Raw genomic sequence first — 19,622 nt, 5'->3', positions numbered from 1 at the left:
GCTATTTTCTGATATATCAATATTCATTTACATTCACACCTGTATAAAGTACCTCCGACAATGCCAAACTGCCCTCCTAATTCTGTAAGAGTAGCTGCAACGATGGCAAAACTAACTCCTGATGCTACCGTTAGAATCACAAGGATTACAGCAGGAAGACCCAGACCAGCAAGTTTCTTAACGATTTCGTCCATTGGAATCAACCTTAAATACTTTATATTCTTAGTTAAATATTACTAATAACAAGAAACTTTATTTAGCCTACTTAAAAACGTCAGGTTTCAGGTGTTTCAAACCTAGCCACAAGGAGGGTTTCAAAATTAGCCTTCTATCTAGTTTAGCTAAAACATTATTTGCAATCAGCTACGAATTTAAACCAATTTCCGAAACTTTATTGAGAATAAGATTTTCTGGTTTTTTTTGTACAAAGGCTTATAGGGCAAAAGTTTGAGCAATTTTGATATCACCTGAATCTTATTTAAAAACTACTATTTTAATTTATTATTTTTCTAAATTAATTTAATAATTTAGATGATCTCAGATTTACCAACAAAATGCAATAGGGAGAAAACAGTTATTTGGACAATTATTTGGACAGTTAAGACAGTTAAGACAGTTAAGACAGTTTTTTTGTGAAGCTGCATATAATTCACCCCCCGGCTATCGCCGTCCCCCCGATGCCTTGGGGGGACTACAGGGGGGTATTATTATGTGCATCTTCATACAGAATTGGTATAAGACAGTTAAGACAGTTAATTGGACAGTTAAGCAGATAGTAAAAATATTTAAAACAGTTAATGAATAATAATTACTAACTGTAACTTATGTGTAATTAGCTACTGAATCACATAGATAGTGGGAGGCGCTTGCTTTGTGCATCGCTGGGTGCTTCTGCCCTGCGAACTGCTCAACCGCCATTAAAAATGCGGCTGGGCTAAACTGTGATTATTTGTTGTATGAGGCAAACGCATCTTGCAATGCCTACGCCATTAGTTAAGATCCAGTTATTTATAGAGATTCTGAGTCTATCCCTTCTGCTTGATACACCTGTTCAGTAAATAGCTGAAAATCTAATTCGCACGCCTTTAAAGCTTCAGTGGCTTGTGAGTATTTTTGGGCATTAAACAAATCGCGATCGCATTGGTAAAGGTATTCGGGTAGAGCCACGCGATGCCTTAGTTGCCGATTCAACTAACGCAGAGGTACGCGGTTGTTATTGCTGGTAGTTAATAGAAAAAAGCGCCTGATTGGGGGCAGTGGATGGCGTGATTTGCTATTCTATAAATAGCCCTAATCACCGATTGCAGTGGTTAAACTCTTGTAAACCTTGTTTTAACCTTGAACTCTCAAACTAAAAGCTTAGACTCGCTAGGCTTTAAATATGTTTCGACTCAAAGGTTATATATTATTATTTCTGTGCTTTTTTCTAGCATTATCTGTTTCAGTCATTTTAGGCAGTATTAATTTGGTTGACGCTAATGACTTGGGCAGCCGCAACCCAAACCTTCCCAAGCTAAATACTCTATACGGACAACCTCCGATAGTAATCGGTCATCGCGGCGGTGGAACTGGTTATCGTCCAGAACATACAGTAGGAGACTTTGGACATGATCTGATTGGTTCTCACAACTTAGGAATTGAATTTGGTGCAGACTATATTGAACCTGATTTGGTAGTAACCAAAGATGGAGTCCTTATTGTTCGCCACGAACCTCTATTGGCAACAGTGAAAACAGATAACAATGGCAAGATTGTTTACGATGCTCATGGAAAAGCTACTATCCAAGAAGCCACAACAAACGTTGCCGATGTTTCAGAATTTGCTTCCCGTCTAACAACCAAAGTCCTTGACGGGAATCCTGTTACAGGCTGGTTTGCAGAAGACTTTACTTTAGCTGAGATTAAGAAACTCCGGGCAATCGAGCGCCTCCCTAATATTCGCCCTCATAATACTCAGTATAATGGTCTGTTCCAAATCCCTACTTTTGATGAAGTTATCAACCTTGCCAAACGTAGCGAAGCAAAAACTGGTCGGAAAATTGGTATCTATCCAGAAACCAAACACCCGACATATTTTGCTGAAGTTGGTAAATATTTAGATGGTACTCCGATCCATGTTAATACTTCAAAACTTCTGATTGATCGGTTAGTTGCCAACGGCTACACCAATCGCGATCGCATTTTTATTCAATCCTTTGAAGTCTCTAATCTTAAAGAATTAAAAAATCAGATCATGCCTGCTGCTGGAGTCGATATTCCTCTGATTCAGTTAATTAATAGCAGTGGCGCTCCTTATGACTTCATTTACCACAACCTTCCTCAAACCTACGCTGATCTGATCACTCCTAAAGGGTTGACCCAAGTTAAAACTTACGCAACAGGAATTGGCCCTGATAAACGGTTAATTGTGCCTGCCTCTGCACGATTGGATAAGCAAGGTCAACCGATTGATATTAATAGAGATGGGCAGATTAGCGATGCCGATAAGTTCCTTAAACAACCAACTTCCTTAGTCAGTGATGCACATAATGCTGGCTTGCTAGTCCATCCTTACACTTTCCGCAGCGATTCATATTTTCTCTCCCCTGACTATCAAGGGAAACCGCTTCGTGAGTATGAACAGTTCATTAAGTTAGGAATAGATGGCTATTTTACTGACTTTGCTAATTATGGACACGTTGCCAAGGAAAAAGCGATACATGGCTTACATGAGTTTCATCGAATTAGACTCTGGGAACTTCCTAAAATCAACTACCCTGTTGAGTGATTAAGCAAAATTAACTATACAGCCAATAGCGATCGCCCTATGACCGAAATAATGGGTACAAGCCCCGTCCTTCTAGGACGGCTTTTCTTGATTCTGAATATACTCCTTTAAAATTTCTAGCGGCGCACCTCCTACAGAAATAGCAAAATAGCTAGGACTCCATAAAGCCTCTTTGTGGGGTTTTTTATACCCCGCTTGTCCATAACGACGACTGGAAACGCCTTTTAGTGCGTTAACTATTTGAGACACAGACAACTTGGGTGGATACTCAATCAGCGAGTGAACATGATTCCCTTCACCATTAAATTCGATTACTTGAAAATCCATCTTTTTGGCAACTTCTTGAAACGACTTTTCAATCAGTGAAAGGCTAACGGAAGTAAATATAGACCGGCGATATTTTGTCACACAGACCAAATGTATTTTTAGGTCTGTAACGCTGTGCCTTTCTCTTCTGAATCCAGTTGTCATTCTATGCAGACCAATGTATAATTAATTTAGCAGACCAATTATAGCATCAGTGATGAAAGCTAGGTATCAATTTCGTTTCTACCCGACAGACCAACAACAACAGCTTTTAGCTCAGTTGTTTGGTTGTGTTCGCGTAGTTTGGAATGATGCCCTGGCTATCTGCAAACAGTCGGAAAAATTGCCAAGCAACAACGACTTGCAAAAGTTGGTAATTACTCAAGCAAAGAAAACATTAGAACGTGAATGGCTGTCTGAAGTTTCTAATATCCCATTGCAACAGTCAGTTGCAGATTTGGGAGTTGCCTACAAAAACTTTTTTGATTCGCTCAAAGGCAAAAGAAAAGGTAAAAAGTTAGGTAGACCTAAGTTCAAGAAGAAAACTAATCAGCAATCAGCACGTTTTAGGATTGGAGGATTTTCAATCAAGGATGGTCATGTTTATTTAGCCAAGATTGGCAATGTTAAACCGATTTGGTCTAGAGAGTTACCATCCTCGGCTACATCGGTAACAGTCATCAAAGACTGTGCTAACCGCTATTTTCTAAGTTTTGTAGTCGAAGTTCAGCCTGTTCATATTGATGCTAAGAACCAAAGTATCGGTATTGATTTAGGACTAAAAACTTTTGCTGTAATGAGTGATGGCGAGAAAGCGGAAAGTCCAGATTATTCAAAATTAGATAGAAAAATCCGCAAGCTCCAGAAAAAAGTTGGGGTTGATGGTTTCCGCTCAGAAGTGGTTCAAGGTGAAGCGTTCAGTTCCGAAGTACCAACCGTCTTCAAGCAAAAAGCCCAGAATCTAGAAGCACAACCAGTACTTTCCTAAGCTACAAAATTAATTGATTTTAGGTTAAACGAATCGCACTAAAAGAACTTTCTTAGGCGCACGTCTAGGCTTCTCTTCTCTACGAGAGGCTGCGCCAACGAGACGCTCCGCGAACAGACCTACACTGATTGCAAAACACCAAATCAGAGATTTTGGGTGTGGGACTTCAACCCTTATGGACTTTGGTCTCTTCTGTGGGCAGGAATCAGAATTCCCTTCTGCCAACTGAGCCTCCTGCCCTCTGCCTTTCTTGTTAAGGCTTGGGGATTAGGATTGGTAGAACTCCTGCTCATTCCCTAGTCCCCAGTCCCCAATCCCCAATCACTTGATTTTCAGCACCGACTTCCCTAAAGATTGGCAAATAACATCATTTTGCGGTGTATGGATACGGCTGCACAGAACGTCACGGTAGTGTCGCTCTAAAGGGTTCCTTTTTAATAAACCAGGATTACCAGTTAGTTCTAAGGCAATCTCCACAGCACGAATTGAGTTAGTTGTGGTGAGATATTTAACAGCCTGTGCCTGTAATCCTACGTTAGGTTCATACTCGCCTTTGTCAATATCTTCAGCCAAACTATAAATTAATCTATTGTTAGCAAACAAGAGTGCTTCAATCTCACCCACAGCAGTTTGGAAGCGGGGCAGAGTTGCCAGTGGCTCTTTAAGATTAGAAGGCGATCGCTCCCAAAGATATTTAGCAAGCCAGTCTCGCGCACTAGTAGCAACACCGAGATATAAGGCACTCACTGTCAAACTACCCCAAGTGGAAATTAGCGGATCAAAGGATGGTGCAGCAGATATAGGACTGATACTGAGAGCATACTCTGAGGGAATTAATACATTCTCTAAAATGAGATCGTGGCTACCTGTAGCCCTCATCCCCAAGTGATCCCAGGTTTCGACAATTTGCAAACCTGGCAGATCGCGTGGAACCAGAAAACTTCCAACTTGTGGTTCATCCTCAGTTGTCCGTGCCCAAACAACAAAGTAACTGAGAATCGGACTACCTGTGGTGTACTGTTTATGTCCTGTTAAACGCCAGCCTTCTGGTGTTCGTTCGGCAATTGTCGCAGGTAATCCGCCTCTAGCTGGTGTTCCTAGCTCTGGTTCGACACGGGCAGCATTAAGCAGGGCAATACCTTCGATTGATTCACGACACAGCTGCTTATATACTTCTGGATGCCAGCGACGGCTACGAGCGGCATGAGCATGTTGAAGGTAGTGCATTGTCAGTACTAATGCGGTCGAAGCATCGCCACGCGCTATCCCTTCAATCACTCGGCAGATAGCTGGCAGCCCCAAATCCTGACCACCAAATTCAATTGGGATGGTAAGGCTAAGTAGTCCTGCCTCATGCAAAGCAGTAAAATTCTCGAAGGGAAAGGAACCATCTTTGTCATGTATCCCTGCACGGGTGGCAAAGTCCTCGGCTAGAGCCTCAACTTGCCCGAAAATATTGGGGAGAGTTTCTAAGCCTTTGGCTACAAAGGTGTCTGGCACTGCTTGCTTCAACTGTGACATAAATACTCCTTTAAAACTCACTTTACTACTGAATCCCATCCCGTAAAAAATTGATGTTTCTGCAAACTTGTAGATGCTTCCATCGGAGTTAAGCCGCAACTACTTGTAGTCTAAATCCTGCTTTCTTTTGTTCATCAGTTGCCTTTTGACCTCGATCTCAGGTCTCCTGCTGAACATTAACAATACTACTTAAATTCGGTCGGATTTTAGTAGATACAAGCTTCGTAAGTATGACATAAACAGTTTCCACAGAGCAAGCCAAACAGAAGATTCAGCGATCGCTCCACATTTGAATGAATCACTAGTAAAGCGCGGCGGAAATCAAGCTACCATTTGAAACAAGCAAAAGCCCTCTTCAGTAAGAATACTTGCTTTAACTTAAAATGCACTGATATTTATTACATTTTATTTATAATTACTGCCTGGAAAGTAGCTAAACTTTATACTCTACAATATACTAGGCCTCTTCACTAATTGCTTAGGAAAATATCCTATCCAACTTCACGATTACTTGAATGAAATGTCGTTAGTTATACCATTGTAGTAGCATCCTACATGATTGATATTAGAGAAGTAGTTTAAAAACATAGCTTGTCTAATACATGAATAAAAAATGGGCTGCTAAACGACTTACAATCAACCTTACCTCAAGCGAGGCACAGAAACTTGAACAATACTGTTCAATAACGGGGAGACCCGCGACTGATGTAATTCGGGAGTTAATTCGCTCTCTTTCTTCTAAAGAGGAAAGAGCTTCTGAACTCTCGTAAATCACACTGTACAAAAAATGAAATCAGGGTAAGTACATTTCAATTTGTGAATGAAATATAGTGCTTAACAGTTATCAGCTAACAGTGAATCCCTATAGCTAAAGTTAGGGGATTTAAATAAAAACACTCTCTTAACAAAGTTCAGAGTGGAGATTTTCTCCACTCTGACTTTTGCCTATTCGATGGGCCATCGCGGTTTTTTGGATCATCTGGAATCTCTAGTGCCGAATTGGAATTGCAATCACAAACTTTGTTCCCTGTCCTAGTTTTGAGTAACATTCCAATTTACCAGCATGTTTTTCGGTAATGATTTGATAACTAATAGACATTCCCATACCTGTTCCCTTACCCACAGGTTTGGTGGTAAAAAATGGATTAAAAACCTGCTTTTCAACTTTTTCTGGCATCCCTAAACCATTGTCAGCGATGGTAATTTTTACCCAATCAGAATCAATTAATGCGGTATGAATGGTAATTGTGGGTAGAGAAACTTCATTGTCTATTCTTTCTTCTAAAGCATCAATAGAATTTGCCAAAATATTCATAAACACCTGATTGAGTTGTCCGGCGTAGCATTCTACTAAAGGTAAGTGGCTATAGTTTTTGCTCACATGAATTTCAGGAAAATCTGGCTTTTCTTTAAGGCGATGTTGCAAAATCATTAAAGTACTGTCTATGCTTTCGTGAATGTCCACTGCTTTAAATTCGGCTTCATCCATGCGCGAGAAGGTACGCAACGACAAGACAATCTGACGGATGCGTTGAGTACCGACTTTCATTGAATTCAAGATTTTGGGTAAATCTCCCTGGATAAACTCTAAGTCGATTTCCTCACATAAAGATGCTCTTAAGGTTCCCGCAGGGTAGCAACTGCCGTTGTGAAATTCAGGAACGTTACTGGATTGATATAGGTGAACTAGTCGTAATAAATCTTGGGTATGTTCTTCAAGATGGCTGAGATTACCGTGAATAAAATTGACGGGGTTGTTGATTTCATGGGCAACTCCGGCAACCAGTTGGCCCAGACTGGACATTTTTTCTGCCTGAATCATTTGTGCTTGGGTGCGTTGGAGTTCTTGAAGAGTTTGGGCTAAATCTTCTGCCTGTTGTCTAAGTTGGGCTTCGATTTGTTGGCGATCGCGGATGTCACGGGCTATGGTTGAGAAGAATTCTACTTCGCCCTGTTCATTTTTATGGGCAATCAGTACTTGAGAAACTGGAAACTCTTCACCATTGCGACAGCGAAATATAGATTCTCCAGACCAAATTCCTTCTCGAACTACGGTAGGTATGATCTGATTCTGGAATTCCTCTAATATCGATAATCCTACAACCTCGCTAATATGAAACTTGTTAGTTTCTGAGGCGGGAATATCTAAAATCTTCTGCCCTGCTTTGTTTAGGTAGAAATTATTTCCGGCTGCATCAGCCATAACCACAATGTCAGTTGTGGCTTCTAAAATAGTTAACAGTCTTCTTTGCTCTTGTTCTGCTTGTTTACGCTCGCTAATATCTCGCACTACCGAAAGTGCATGGGGTTTACCATTGTAGTTCAAGAGTTTGCCTGTAACTTCTATATCAAGGTAAGTACCATCTTTGCGGATGTCTACAGCCTGAGTGTGAAATTCATCTCCTTTTTTAATTGATTTGATAAATTTCCCGAATATATGAAAATAATCGGGATGGATGAAATCTGTAGGAATTAATTGCAAAAATTCTGCTTGAGAATAACCATGCATCTGATAAAAAGCCGGATTAGCAGCGACAACTTTACCGGTCTCTAAATCAATAACACTGATGCCATCATTCACAGTCTCAAAAATGTTGCGATAGCGAGCTTCTTGTTGAATTAGGGCTGCCTCAGCTGCTTTGCGTAAGAGAAGCTCGTTGTAGACATCGCTAATATCTCTCGCTACACAAACAACAGTGTCCTCGCTCATTGGCGAAATACTCGCCTCAAACCAAACTTCGCGATCGCCAATGGGCAAGCTATATTCGATTTTGACAGCTATCTTGGTTTTTAGTGCCTGTTGAATACAGCCGAGAAAAGAGTCTGCAAAAGCGGAAGGTAAAACCTCGTGTATGGTTTTGCCTATTAGTTCCGCAGGTGGTTGATACAGTAAAGGCGCGCCGCTAGGGGCAATTTTCAGGTAGCATCCTTCTGCATCAAGGATAAGAATGACATCTTGTATGGCGTTAAACAATGCCAGTAATTCGGCTAATTCTGCTTGGCGATCGCTTTGTAATAGTTGTTTTGATTCTTTGAGTTTTTGTTCTAGTTGAGTGATTCTTGCACTGAATTCACTGGTGGATTTTGCTAATTGCTTCTGTAATTCAGCATTTTGCTGACGAAGAAAGAGTATTTTATGTTCTAGTTCTTCAGTATACATGACTTGTTTCTCCCGCTTACTGTCGAACTGGAATTAAGAGTGCAAATAGCGTTTGCGTTTCTCTTGGTAATAGAGAGGCAATACTAAAGTCGATTAATTTAACTTGTTTGATTTCAGGATTAATTAAAATATTGCTCGCCTTAATGCCTTTATGAAGGATGCGCTGACTATCGAGTATATCTAATACCAATTCTGTATGAAGATACACATAATAATACCCCCCTATAGTCCCCCAAGGCATCGGAAGGACGGCGATAGCGGGGGGGGGAATTATATGCAGCTTCACAAAAAAACGGTATAAGGTATGACATAGTGCGATCGCTATTTGTAAAAACTCTTGTAAAGACCTGATGCCTAGTGTTTTGTCGCGATCAAAATAATCTTTTAGAGAAATGCCGTCAAAATCTTTCATCACTAACGCATAGCCATTTTGATACATTTCCAGGCAGTAGCTTTGGATGATTAAGGATGAGTTTAGATTTTTGGCAATAGTGTACTGATTGCGAAGCTGCACCAGTTCATTGAAGGTGAGATATAGATTTTTCAGTAGTTTGATCGCCACAGGTAATGAGTCAGTTTCTCGATACCCTCGATAAACTATGGTTCTCGAACCATTGTAGATTTCTTCACTGACCTGGTATCCAGGAATAGTAACACGAGTACTGAACATACTGCTAAATCCTAGTGATTTCTAAATTTATTGTTCCCAAATTAGTAACGGCAGTTTAATGTTAATTGGTAAATATTATTGTGGCTTAACTTTAGATTTAGAATTTCTAGTACAACACGGCGTAAATAAACCACCCACTCCAAATCAATGAAATGCTTACGCTGTGTTCATTTTTAATTTTTAATTTTTAATTCCGCCTTGCGGTACTAGGCTCTTGATAAAACTCCATGACAACCAAATTTTTCCAGACCTTGTTTCTAAAGTCCAGCAGTGGGGACGAAGTTTTAAGGCATCAATGCAGAGATAGGATACCCCACAGAAAAGCGTCGATATATTAGACATCTCCGAAAATGAATGTAGAGACGTAGCAGTGCTACGTCTCTACAAGGACTCTGGATAACGCATATTTAATTTCTGGAGATGTCTAGTGGAAGCTTAGGAAACTGCAAAGCGTAAGCGAGTAATTTGTCAACCCAAAAATCTGCTTGCGAGAGATCGGGAAAGGGCGAAAGATTTTTAACTTAATTCAGCAGAAGTCCTACATCTGACCTGTACTCAGGCAGTGTAGGTACGTCACTCCCTTTCCCTTACCGCTTTCTCCAGCCCTCACCGAGCATTTTTGACTTTGCAGACCACTGCTTGACAAAGTACTAGTACAACACGGCGGAAATAAACCACCCATTTAAAATAGCCAGAAAGCTTACAAAATAAGCATTCTTTCTTTTTACTTTTGCCTTCTTGTACTAGGTGATTACAGTTGGCTGTTCTCGTCCTGTCAATTCGCGGATCTGGGCTATCTCCTCAACAATAGTGATTAAAGGAGCAAGTGCTTGCTGTGGATCGAGGTCATGTTTGGCGGGATCTGGCTCGTAACTTTCTAGGTAAACTCTCAGAGTCGCACCTTGAGTACCAGTACCAGAAAGTCGCACCACAATGCGGGAGCCATCAGTAAAGCCAATGCGAACACCTTGTTTTTCGCTAATGCTGCCATCAACAGGGTCGGTATAACTGAAGTCATCACTATATTCAACTTGATAGTTACCGAACTGCTTGCCTGTAAGGTTTGGCAGTAAGGAACGCAGTCTTTCGATTAAGGTGTTAGCTGGTGCTGTCTCTATCTCCTCATAGTCATGACGGGAGTAATAATTACGTCCATAAGTCTGCCAGTGTTCCCGTACAATCTGCTCAACAGATTGCTGCCGGACTGCTATGATATTCAGCCAAAAGAGAACAGCCCATAGCCCATCTTTTTCGCGGATATGATTAGAGCCAGTACCAAAGCTTTCTTCACCGCAGAGAGTAGCTTTACGTGCGTCTAAAAGATTGCCGAAAAACTTCCAGCCAGTGGGCGTTTCATAAGATTCAATGCCAATTTGAGCCGCAACTCGATCCACTGCTTGACTAGTAGGCATCGATCGCGCTACCCCTGCTAAACCTGAACTATAACCAGGGACTAGCTTGGCGTTTGCGGCTAACACTGCAAGGCTATCGCTAGGAGTGACAAAGAACTTACGCCCTAAGATCATATTGCGATCGCCATCTCCATCAAAAGCTGCTCCAAAGTCTGGCGCATTCTCGCCGTATAAAATATCCACCAACTCATGAGCATAAACTAAATTTGGGTCAGGGTGTCCGCCCCCAAAGTCTTCTAGGGGTGTACCATTACGCACGGTTCCCACTGGTGCGCCCAAACGTTGCTCAAAAATGGCATGGGCATAGGGGCCAGCTACCGCGTGTAAGGCATCGATGCTGATGCGAAAATTTCCAGAGGTCAATAGTTGGTGAATGCGATCGAAATCAAACAGGGACTCCATTAACTCTTGATAATCATGTACGGAGTCAATCACCTCAACTACCGTTTCTCCCAAATGTGACTCACCCAAGGTTTCTAAATCTACATCTGGCGCTTCCAGAATTTGGTAACTCTCAATTACTTTAGTGCGATCGTAGATCGCCTCTGTCACCTTTTCCGGTGCTGGCCCACCGTTGCTAATGTTATATTTCACACCAAAGTCACCATTTGGCCCGCCCGGATTATGACTAGCAGACAAGATGATGCCGCCAATAGCCTGGTATTTGCGAATAATAGCGGAAGTCGCAGGAGTAGATAAAATCCCCTTTTGACCAACTTTAATTCGCCCAATGCCAGTGGCCGCCGCCATTTTCAAAATGATTTGAATGGCTGGGCGATTGTAATAACGGCCATCACCACCCACAACTAAGGTTTGTCCCCGCAAATCCCCGACAGAATCGAAGATGGATTGGATAAAATTTTCCAGGTAGTGGGGCTGCTGAAAAGCCTTAACTGCTTTCCGCAGCCCAGAAGTACCAGGCTTTTGATCGCTTAAGGGAGTAGTAGAGACTTTATGGATGTTCATAGATAATCTTTAACAAGGCATTTTTCTCTTACAGCTTTGCATAAGTTTGTTACAAAAAAAATTGCCCCGCATTAAAGCTTTAGACATTGACCGAATTTAACAAGGGAGATAGGGGCCGGCACATCTCAGTGAAGTGTCAAGAATCACCGTCTCTTCAGAGCGGTGAGTATTTCAATATTTTGGGAATTCTAATATCAAGAAGATAAGGGTAGGATTTATGGTATGAGAGCGATCATTTTTCTATTAACAAGTGGGTTATTAACTCAAGGAATACTGTTACTTGCGATACTCCTTTGGAGTCGCTGCGCGATCGCTCAGGTGACATCTGATAACACCCTCAATACTACTGTCTCTCAAAGTGGTAATAACTTCACCATTACTAACGGTAGTGCCGCCAATAGTAATCTTTTTCATAGTTTCCAGCAGTTTTCGGTTCCCACTGGCGGTTCAGTTACCTTTGATTTAGTGAACACGCCCAACATTTCCACCATCTTCAGCCGTGTTACTGGCGGTAATATATCTCACGTTGATGGCTTGATTCAGACAATTAACAGCAAGAACCCCATTAGTCTATTGTTGATCAACCCTAGTGGGATAATTTTTGGAGCTAATGCCCAACTGAACATCGGCGGTTCATTTATTGGTACAACTGCTAACAGTATTAAATTTGTCGATGGTGTTGAATTTAGCGCCATTAATTCTCAAGCTCCCCCGTTATTGAGTATCAATGTTCCCATTGGGTTACAACTGGGCAACAATCCCGCATCAATCACCGTTCAAGGCACTGGACACTCCTTGAGCAATCCCAGTGGACTGCCTCTGGCTCCCCTGGCTCGAATTCCCAGTGCGACAAAACTGCAAGTACAGCCGGGAAATACCCTTGCTTTAGTGGGTGGCGATCTATATCTAAATGGGGCAACTCTGAGCGCTGAAAGAGGGCGAGTTGAATTGGGTAGTGTAAGGGATGCAGGATTGGTCAACTTGATACCAACCGCACAAGGCTATACATTGGGATATGGGGATATACAAGGCTTTGGTGATATTCAACTGGCACAGCGATCGCTATTAGATATCAGCGGGGTGAATGCAGGCTCCGTACAAATTCAGGGTAGGCAGATTCAATTTACCGATGGCTCTCTGGTGCTGGCGCAAAATTTCGGCAATCTGCCTGGCGGTGACATTCACCTCCAGGCTACGGAGGCCATTAATCTAATTGGTACAACAACCGATGGCACAATTTTAAGCGGGGTACGTAGTGAAGCTCTGGGTATTGGAGCTAGTGGGAATATCAGCGTCGTTACTCCCAGGCTGACCCTTAAGTTGGGAGCAGGGCTGAATAGCACAACTCTTGGAGCAGCTCCGAGTGGCAATATTCACATCGATGCAGATGCGATCGAACTGTCTGGCTTTTCACCCGCTAATCCTGCTAATATTACTACCATTAATACTGCCACACTAGGCACTGGGAATGCTGGTGATGTTTTCATCAATAGCAACAGTCTATTAATATCAAGTGGTGCCTCACTGTCTTCGGTTACTTTTGGCAGCGGTACTAGCGGTAAAGTGACAATTCACAACACCAACACCACGGTAAAGGGAGAAAGCCCCTCTGGACTTTACAGCAACATTAGCTCAATTACATTTGCAACCGGAAATGTCGAAACCTTAACGCTAGATACTGCCAAATTGCAAATTCTGGATGGGGCAACAATTGCCGCCACCGCATTTTTTGTCGGGAATGGGGGAGATTTGAGCATCAACGCAACCGAATCGATCGCAATCACTGGTCAAGGTCGGGCAAGTAATAGTAGCATTAACGCCTCCACCCTCCGACCTGATCCGTCATTGCGGCAGCGATTTGGTCTGCCAGATATACTAACAGCGAATGCCGGTACTGTGAGCATTACCACACCTAACCTAACGCTGACAGATGGTGGTACAGTTAGTGTCACCAGTCAAGGCAGTGGAAATGGTGGCAATATTAACATCAATGCAGATACCATCCAATTAAAGCATCAAGGGTTTATCCAGGCACAAACGGAATCTGGTAATGGTGGCAATATTACATTGTCCGCCAGCAGCCTGTTGTTTCTGCAAGACAATAGTCTGATTTCCTCAACAGCTGGCGGCTCAGGGAATGGGGGTAATATCAGCATCAATGCACCCATCATCGTCGGCTCAGAAAACAGCGACATTATTGCCAATGCAGTGCAAGGCAGGGGTGGTAATATCCAAATTACCACCCAAGGCATCTTTGGACTAAAATTCCGCGATCAACTCACCCCTGACAATGATATTACGGCGAGTTCACAGTCAGGTGTGAATGGGAATGTGCAAATCAATGCCATTGGCATCGATCCAAATTCTGGCTTAGTAGAACTGCCAGCAAATGTAATTGATCCATCCCAGCAAATTACCACAGGCTGCGCCAGTAATCAAGGCAGCCGTTTTGTGGCAACGGGACGGGGTGGTGTGCCGCAAAATCCCAATCAGCAAGTGACGAGCGATCGCACTTGGTCTGATATCCGCGATCTCTCTGCATACCGTAAAACGGGTGAGAACAATGCTCAAATCCCCGGATCGCCGGAGGTGATCATTGAGGCTACAACTTGGCATCGCAACGCCCAGGGCAACGTTGAGTTAATTGCAGGTAAATCTTCTGCTCAGGTGCAACAACCATTAACCTGTGCTGCGCTTAAGAGGAGTTAACTTTTTGCGGCTAACGGTCTAATTCCCCAAAGCGATCGCGATACTGCTGAAGCAACGCCTGCACATCCTGCAATTGTTGCTCCGCTTGTTCAGCCCGTTGCTCCAACTCCACTGAACTCAAGAATTGCCGCCCATCTGGTCGGTAAATCACCAGTTCATGGTTGCCCACTGCAAACCGAATCCCCAATAGAGGACTCGTCCACTCATCTATCTGAGCAATTGGTAGCAACTGTTCACCAAGACGACGCCAACCTTTGAGTTCGTAGCGGTCTGGGTCATACTGATAGTATTCTTCCACCCCATAAGTTTGGTAAAACTCTAGCTTGCGTTCCATCTCATTTGCATTATTGCTGGGTGAGAGAATTTCCCATACCACTTGTGGGGCAATATTGTCTTCCTGCCACTGTTTGTAAGACCCGCGCCGTCCCTTCGGTCTACCAAATACCACCATTGCATCTGGTGCAACTGGTGAGATTAAGCGCGATTTCACCGGTAACCAGAGCAAATCTCCCGCTACAAACACGTTAGGTTCGTTAGCAAATAAAATTTCCAGATTTTCTTTAATTAGGACGATCCAACGAAACTGTTCGGTATTGTCTGCCATTGGCTTACCGTCGCTATCGGGGAAATCTAAATCTGCATTGCTGCGAAAGAAGGTGGTCATGTCGCTTCGCTCCAAATTCAAAATTCAAAATTAATGATCCCCATAAATAAATTTAGGGGCAAGTAAACGGACTTCGTATTTCTCTCTACGAGCATCGGTGAGAGGTTAAGATAATCTTACTTTTGTCAATTAGAAATTATGCTTAAAATTTGGAAAGAGCCGAGGTATTAAGTTAACTGTTGTACTGAAATTATGGGTTAAGAAGAAATGATGCGTATCAAGATGACGCGATTGCCCGATCAAAAATTCTGTTTCTAACCCCGATTTTAGCAATATTTTAAGTACTATTGCTTATTGACAAATAGTATCTGACCTTAACCTCTCACGAATGCTCTACGAGACGCCAAGGGCGAAGGCGCTGTGCATCTCGTAGTCGTAGGGGCACAGCATTGCTCATACGTATCAAATCAAGGTCAAACGCTTACCCTACATACGTTTCACCCCACCCCCTCCCCTCCCCTTAGCAAGGGGAGGGGTTGGGGTGGGGTAATACAGATCGGAATGGTAAGTGAGTGAATTGAAGATCATGTCTTGACAAGGGTTTCACGTTAAGTTGACACCAATGAGCATTGCTGTGCCCCTACCGCGTGGTCTATTTACCTGAAAAAGCTGTAAGCCGGAATGACACAGTATTTTAATTGTATGCGATCGCTCATTAACTGATAGCTGGCATTAGAAGTTGGGAAATATACATAGATATAGTCATTTTATCAACACTGGTGCTGTGACTAATCTTGAAACAAACTGCTCAATAATAAGTAATTATTTATGGCTTTTGGAATTAAACAAACTCGTTGGCTATATGTTAGCTTCAGTATTTTAAGTTTGTGTTTAGCATTTAACATTACACCTGTAAAAGCATTTCCACCAGCAACAACCCCAGTTCTCTCTTCTCCTCAATCTACCAATTGGCTAGAACAGGGACGGAACCTCTACCGTTCAGGACGCTTTGCAGAAGCTGTGACAATTTGGCAAACGGCAGCACAACAGTATCATACCCAAGGCGATCGCCTGAACGAAGCCCTAAGCTGGAGTTACCTTTCACTAGCACAACAAGAACTTAATCAATGGCCAGCAGCCCAACAATCTATTGAGCAAAGTCTGAAACTGTTGCAAACAGGCAAACCCTCTGCTGATACCGTTCTTTGGGCACAGGTACTCAATACCCAGGCAAATTTGCAATTGCACACTGGCAAAGCTGAAACCGCCCTGGAAAATTGGCAACAATCTCAAAAATTTTATGAGCAAGCAGGCGACACAATGGGAAGCTTGGGTAGTCAAATCAACCAGGCACAAGCTTTACAAAGTTTGGGATTTTACCGTCGTTCCAAACAACAATTGGAGGTGCTGACTCAAAAACTCCAAGGGATGCCGGATAATGAAATCAAAATTAGCGGATTGCGATCGCTTGGTTTAGCTCTGCAAATAATTGGCGACTCTAGTAACAGTAAACTGGTTTTAGAGCAAAGTTTAGCGATCGCCCGCAAAATTTCAGCCCAGCCGCAGTTAAGTTCTATTCTTCTCAACTTGGGCCAAACTGCCGTTAACTTACAAAATCCAGAAGCAGCATTAGATTACTTTGAACAGGCTCAACTCTTAGCGACAAATCCCAGCGATCGGTTACAAGGACGTTTAGCTCAGTTTAAACTTTTGCTCGATTACGACAAACCGGAATTTGCTACCCCACTTGCACCTCAACTACTCCAACAACTCCGGGAACTACCCCCCAGTCACACATCCCTCTACGCCGCAATCAATTTTGTGGCTACCCTCAATCGCCAGTCAAATCCTGAGCAAATCCTACCGCTGAAAGATTTGGCGCAACTGATGGCAGTCACACTCCAGTCTGCACAAGAAATCCAAGATGCTCAAGCCCAAGCATACACACTGCATCAGTGGGGAAAACTCTATCGTCGTACACAGCAGGTATCTGAAGCACAGGAATTAACTCAGCAATCTCTCGATATTGCCCATCAACTCCAAGCGAACGATATCATTGCTCAATCGGCTTGGCAGATGGGACAGTTGTATAAACAACAAGGCGATCACTCCCAAGCAATTACCGCCTATACAGAAGCAGTCAATGCCTTAAAGGCGCTGCGGGGGGATTTGGTAGCTATCAACCCTGATGTCCAATTCTCTTTTCGCAGCAGTGTGGAGCCTATCTACCGAGAACTGGTTGATTTACTTTTAGACAATCAACCGAGTCAAGCAGCACTAATGCAAGCTCGTGAATTAATTGAGGCACTTCAAATTGCCGAACTCGATAACTTTTTTCGGGAAGCTTGTTTAGATAGAACTGAACAAATTGATCGAGTTGATCCCAATGCAACGGTTGTTTATCCAATCATCTTGCCAGATCGTTTAACAGTCATCCTCTCGAAAGCCGGACAACCACTCCGTTTTTATGTGACTCACAAATCTAAAGCCGAAATTCAGCAGACTTTAGATAACTTTTTGGTTACTCTCAGCCCTGTATCAGATTCCAAAGATCGGGATCAATTATCCCAACAGATTTATGATTGGTTGATTCGTCCAGCAGAAGTAGATCGAGCATTCATTGATACTAAGACATTGGTATTTGTTTTGGATGGTCGGTTGCGGAATATTCCCATAGCAGCTTTGCATGACGGTAAAGAATATCTCATTGAGAAGTATGCAGTGGCCCTCTCACCTGGATTGCAACTGATGGCGACGCGATCGCTTCATCAAAATCACATCACTGCGATCGTGGGTGGCATTAGCCAAGCTCATGCTGGCTTTAGTGCTTTGCCCGCTGTGGAATCAGAAGTGAAACAAATCTCTAAAACGATGTCCTCCTCTCTGCTGCTAAATCAGGGATTTACCAGTCAAGCCCTGGCAGAACGGGTGAAATCTAGTAGCGCAGATATTGTCCACCTCGCAACCCACGGACAATTTAGTTCCCGCCTCGAAGATACCTTCTTGCTGACTTGGGATGGAGAAGTCAACGTTAAAGAATTATCTGAACTCCTGAAAAATCGGGGTAGCGATCCATCGAAAGCCATCGAGTTGCTGGTACTAAGTGCCTGTGATACAGCAGCAGGAGACGATCGCGCCGTCCTGGGATTAGCGGGCTTGGCTGTCAAATCTGGCGCTCGCTCAACTATCGCCACCCTATGGCCCGTGAAAGATCGGGTAGCGGCAATGCTCATGACTCGCTTCTATGACCAACTGCAACAACCCAAAATCACTAAAGCCGAAGCACTAAGACAAGCACAAATTAGCATAATTCACCAAACGGATTTCCACGATCCCTTCTTTTGGTCTGCCTTTGTTTTGATTGGAAACTGGGATTAAATAAGTAATGACACGTAGTATCTGCAAAATTACCATGCAATTTTTACAGTACTTCCGCTAATTTTTGCCTATACTAGAAGTTCCCTAATTTGACTGTGCCAATTTGAGATTTTAGACTCTTTTGGTTCATGCCGAACTAACATCCTGCTATGCACTTTCCCCCTTATGAGTAACATAAATCCAAAATTCAACATCTTTTGACTGTTGCTTGGATTTAGCTTCTGGCCATAGTCGAAGGAAGCGTATTTTGTATCAAATTGCAATTAGATGAGGTAAAACATCATGAAACGTCGATATTTAACTAGTATATTGAGCGTCATTGCTCTGATTGCTAGCATTACATGTAGTGCCCATGCTGTTACATTTACCCCACCTATCAATAGTGGCTCTCCTAGTCAAGCAACGGGAGGTGCTTCTAGGGGTAATATGTTTACTCCGACTGCTGGGAAGGGTGCGCCCAGACAAGCAACGGGAGGAGCTTCTCGAGGCAACCTGTTTACGCCTACTGCCGGGAAAGGCGCTCCCCAACAAGCAAGTGGAGGTGCTTCTCGCGTTGGTAATTACTACTTGAATCCATCAACTGTAAGTACAACAGAACCAGCAGCGCTAATCGCTCTCTTGCCTCAAAACTTCTATGGCACAACAGTGTCCGAGCGTCCCACAATACTGGTATATCTCCCAACTTCCAATGCCCAAGAAGCCGTATTCAGCCTCAAGGATGAAGCTGGCAATATGCAGCATCAGATGAACATTCCAGTTGCGGGGAAAACTGGGATAATCGCGATCAAATTACCAGCCAATGCACCTGCTTTAGCCGTTGGCAAAAACTATCAATGGTTTCTAGCGCTCAAACTAGATGGACAACTCAGCCCAAGTACGCCTTACGTCGATGGTTGGGTTCAGCGTATCCAGCCCAGCGCTGAGTTGGCAACTGCAATGCAAGAGCAGGATGCTTTGAAGCGAGCTACTGCTTTGGGTAAAAATGGTGTTTGGTATGACTGTGTGGCAACACTGGCAACGGCATACAACTCCCAACCTAGCAATGCAACTCTCCGCAAACAATGGGAAGAACTTCTGTCTTCAGTAAGTTTAAAGCAAATTATAGGAATCCGATTTGATTCCTGAAAAAATCTAAGTATAT

The 19,622-nt window shown here is 43.0% G+C and carries 13 protein-coding genes and 1 pseudogene; 6 read left to right on the top strand and 8 right to left on the bottom strand.

Going from position 1 to position 19,622, the window contains the following annotated elements:
* Positions 1-23: 23 nt before the first annotated feature.
* Together V7K67_RS33395 and V7K67_RS33390 are read right to left on the bottom strand one after the other, a co-directional pair.
* Positions 24-194 carry a hypothetical protein gene (locus tag V7K67_RS33395; protein ID WP_334731350.1) on the bottom strand — a complete coding sequence of 57 codons (171 nt, stop codon included), beginning with the start codon at positions 192-194 and terminating at the stop codon, positions 24-26.
* 814 nt (positions 195-1,008) lie between these two features.
* The gene (locus tag V7K67_RS33390) at positions 1,009-1,167 is read right to left on the bottom strand and encodes a hypothetical protein (RefSeq protein ID WP_334731281.1); all 159 of its coding nucleotides are present in this window, start codon (positions 1,165-1,167) and stop codon (positions 1,009-1,011) included.
* 214 nt (positions 1,168-1,381) lie between these two features.
* Here V7K67_RS33390 and V7K67_RS33385 point away from each other — a divergent pair, with 214 nt between their 5' ends.
* The gene (locus tag V7K67_RS33385) at positions 1,382-2,767 is read left to right on the top strand and encodes a glycerophosphodiester phosphodiesterase (protein ID WP_335170232.1); all 1,386 of its coding nucleotides are present in this window, start codon (positions 1,382-1,384) and stop codon (positions 2,765-2,767) included.
* 72 nt (positions 2,768-2,839) lie between these two features.
* Here the strand turns inward: V7K67_RS33385 and tnpA are convergent, their stop codons facing one another.
* Positions 2,840-3,238 (bottom strand): IS200/IS605 family transposase, encoded by a 399-nt coding sequence (tnpA, locus tag V7K67_RS33380; RefSeq protein ID WP_334731283.1) that lies wholly within the window; start codon positions 3,236-3,238, stop codon positions 2,840-2,842.
* A gap of 52 nt (positions 3,239-3,290) precedes the next feature.
* Here tnpA and V7K67_RS33375 point away from each other — a divergent pair, with 52 nt between their 5' ends.
* Positions 3,291-4,061, top strand: coding sequence for an RNA-guided endonuclease InsQ/TnpB family protein (locus V7K67_RS33375; RefSeq protein WP_335170229.1), 771 nt, complete (start codon positions 3,291-3,293; stop codon positions 4,059-4,061).
* Positions 4,062-4,382: 321 nt separating this feature from the next.
* Here V7K67_RS33375 and V7K67_RS33370 read toward each other — a convergent pair whose 3' ends face one another.
* Positions 4,383-5,582, bottom strand: a complete 1,200-nt coding sequence (locus V7K67_RS33370; RefSeq protein ID WP_334731286.1) for an acyl-CoA dehydrogenase family protein — start codon at positions 5,580-5,582, stop codon at positions 4,383-4,385.
* Positions 5,583-6,184: 602 nt separating this feature from the next.
* Between V7K67_RS33370 and V7K67_RS33365 the strand changes: the two genes are divergently transcribed.
* On the top strand, positions 6,185-6,352 hold the full coding sequence (locus tag V7K67_RS33365; RefSeq protein WP_334709352.1) for a CopG family transcriptional regulator: 168 nt from the start codon (positions 6,185-6,187) through the stop codon (positions 6,350-6,352).
* A gap of 218 nt (positions 6,353-6,570) precedes the next feature.
* Here the strand turns inward: V7K67_RS33365 and V7K67_RS33360 are convergent, their stop codons facing one another.
* The 3 genes and pseudogenes from V7K67_RS33360 to V7K67_RS33350 all read right to left on the bottom strand — a co-directional run bounded on the left by V7K67_RS33360 (position 6,571) and on the right by V7K67_RS33350 (position 11,790).
* Complete coding sequence (locus V7K67_RS33360) at positions 6,571-8,742, bottom strand: PAS domain-containing sensor histidine kinase (RefSeq protein WP_334731287.1); 2,172 nt, start codon at positions 8,740-8,742, stop codon at positions 6,571-6,573.
* 301 nt (positions 8,743-9,043) lie between these two features.
* Positions 9,044-9,412, bottom strand: a pseudogene (locus V7K67_RS33355) (hypothetical protein); the annotation flags it as partial.
* Between the two features lie 743 nt (positions 9,413-10,155).
* Positions 10,156-11,790 (bottom strand): alpha-D-glucose phosphate-specific phosphoglucomutase, encoded by a 1,635-nt coding sequence (locus tag V7K67_RS33350; RefSeq protein ID WP_334731289.1) that lies wholly within the window; start codon positions 11,788-11,790, stop codon positions 10,156-10,158.
* Between the two features lie 222 nt (positions 11,791-12,012).
* Between V7K67_RS33350 and V7K67_RS33345 the strand changes: the two genes are divergently transcribed.
* The gene (locus V7K67_RS33345) at positions 12,013-14,499 is read left to right on the top strand and encodes an S-layer family protein (RefSeq protein ID WP_334731290.1); all 2,487 of its coding nucleotides are present in this window, start codon (positions 12,013-12,015) and stop codon (positions 14,497-14,499) included.
* Positions 14,500-14,509: 10 nt separating this feature from the next.
* Here V7K67_RS33345 and V7K67_RS33340 read toward each other — a convergent pair whose 3' ends face one another.
* Positions 14,510-15,163, bottom strand: a complete 654-nt coding sequence (locus V7K67_RS33340) for a Uma2 family endonuclease (RefSeq protein ID WP_334705572.1) — start codon at positions 15,161-15,163, stop codon at positions 14,510-14,512.
* Positions 15,164-15,931: 768 nt separating this feature from the next.
* Here V7K67_RS33340 and V7K67_RS33335 point away from each other — a divergent pair.
* The gene (locus V7K67_RS33335) at positions 15,932-18,481 is read left to right on the top strand and encodes a CHAT domain-containing protein (RefSeq protein ID WP_335170225.1); all 2,550 of its coding nucleotides are present in this window, start codon (positions 15,932-15,934) and stop codon (positions 18,479-18,481) included.
* Between the two features lie 282 nt (positions 18,482-18,763).
* Positions 18,764-19,606 (top strand): DUF928 domain-containing protein, encoded by an 843-nt coding sequence (locus tag V7K67_RS33330; protein WP_334705574.1) that lies wholly within the window; start codon positions 18,764-18,766, stop codon positions 19,604-19,606.
* The last annotated feature ends 16 nt before the right edge of the window (positions 19,607-19,622 follow it).

The organism is Nostoc sp. (assembly GCF_036917155.1).
Lineage (GTDB): Bacteria > Cyanobacteriota > Cyanobacteriia > Cyanobacteriales > Nostocaceae > Nostoc.
This window is presented reverse-complemented; position numbering and strand designations above follow the sequence as displayed.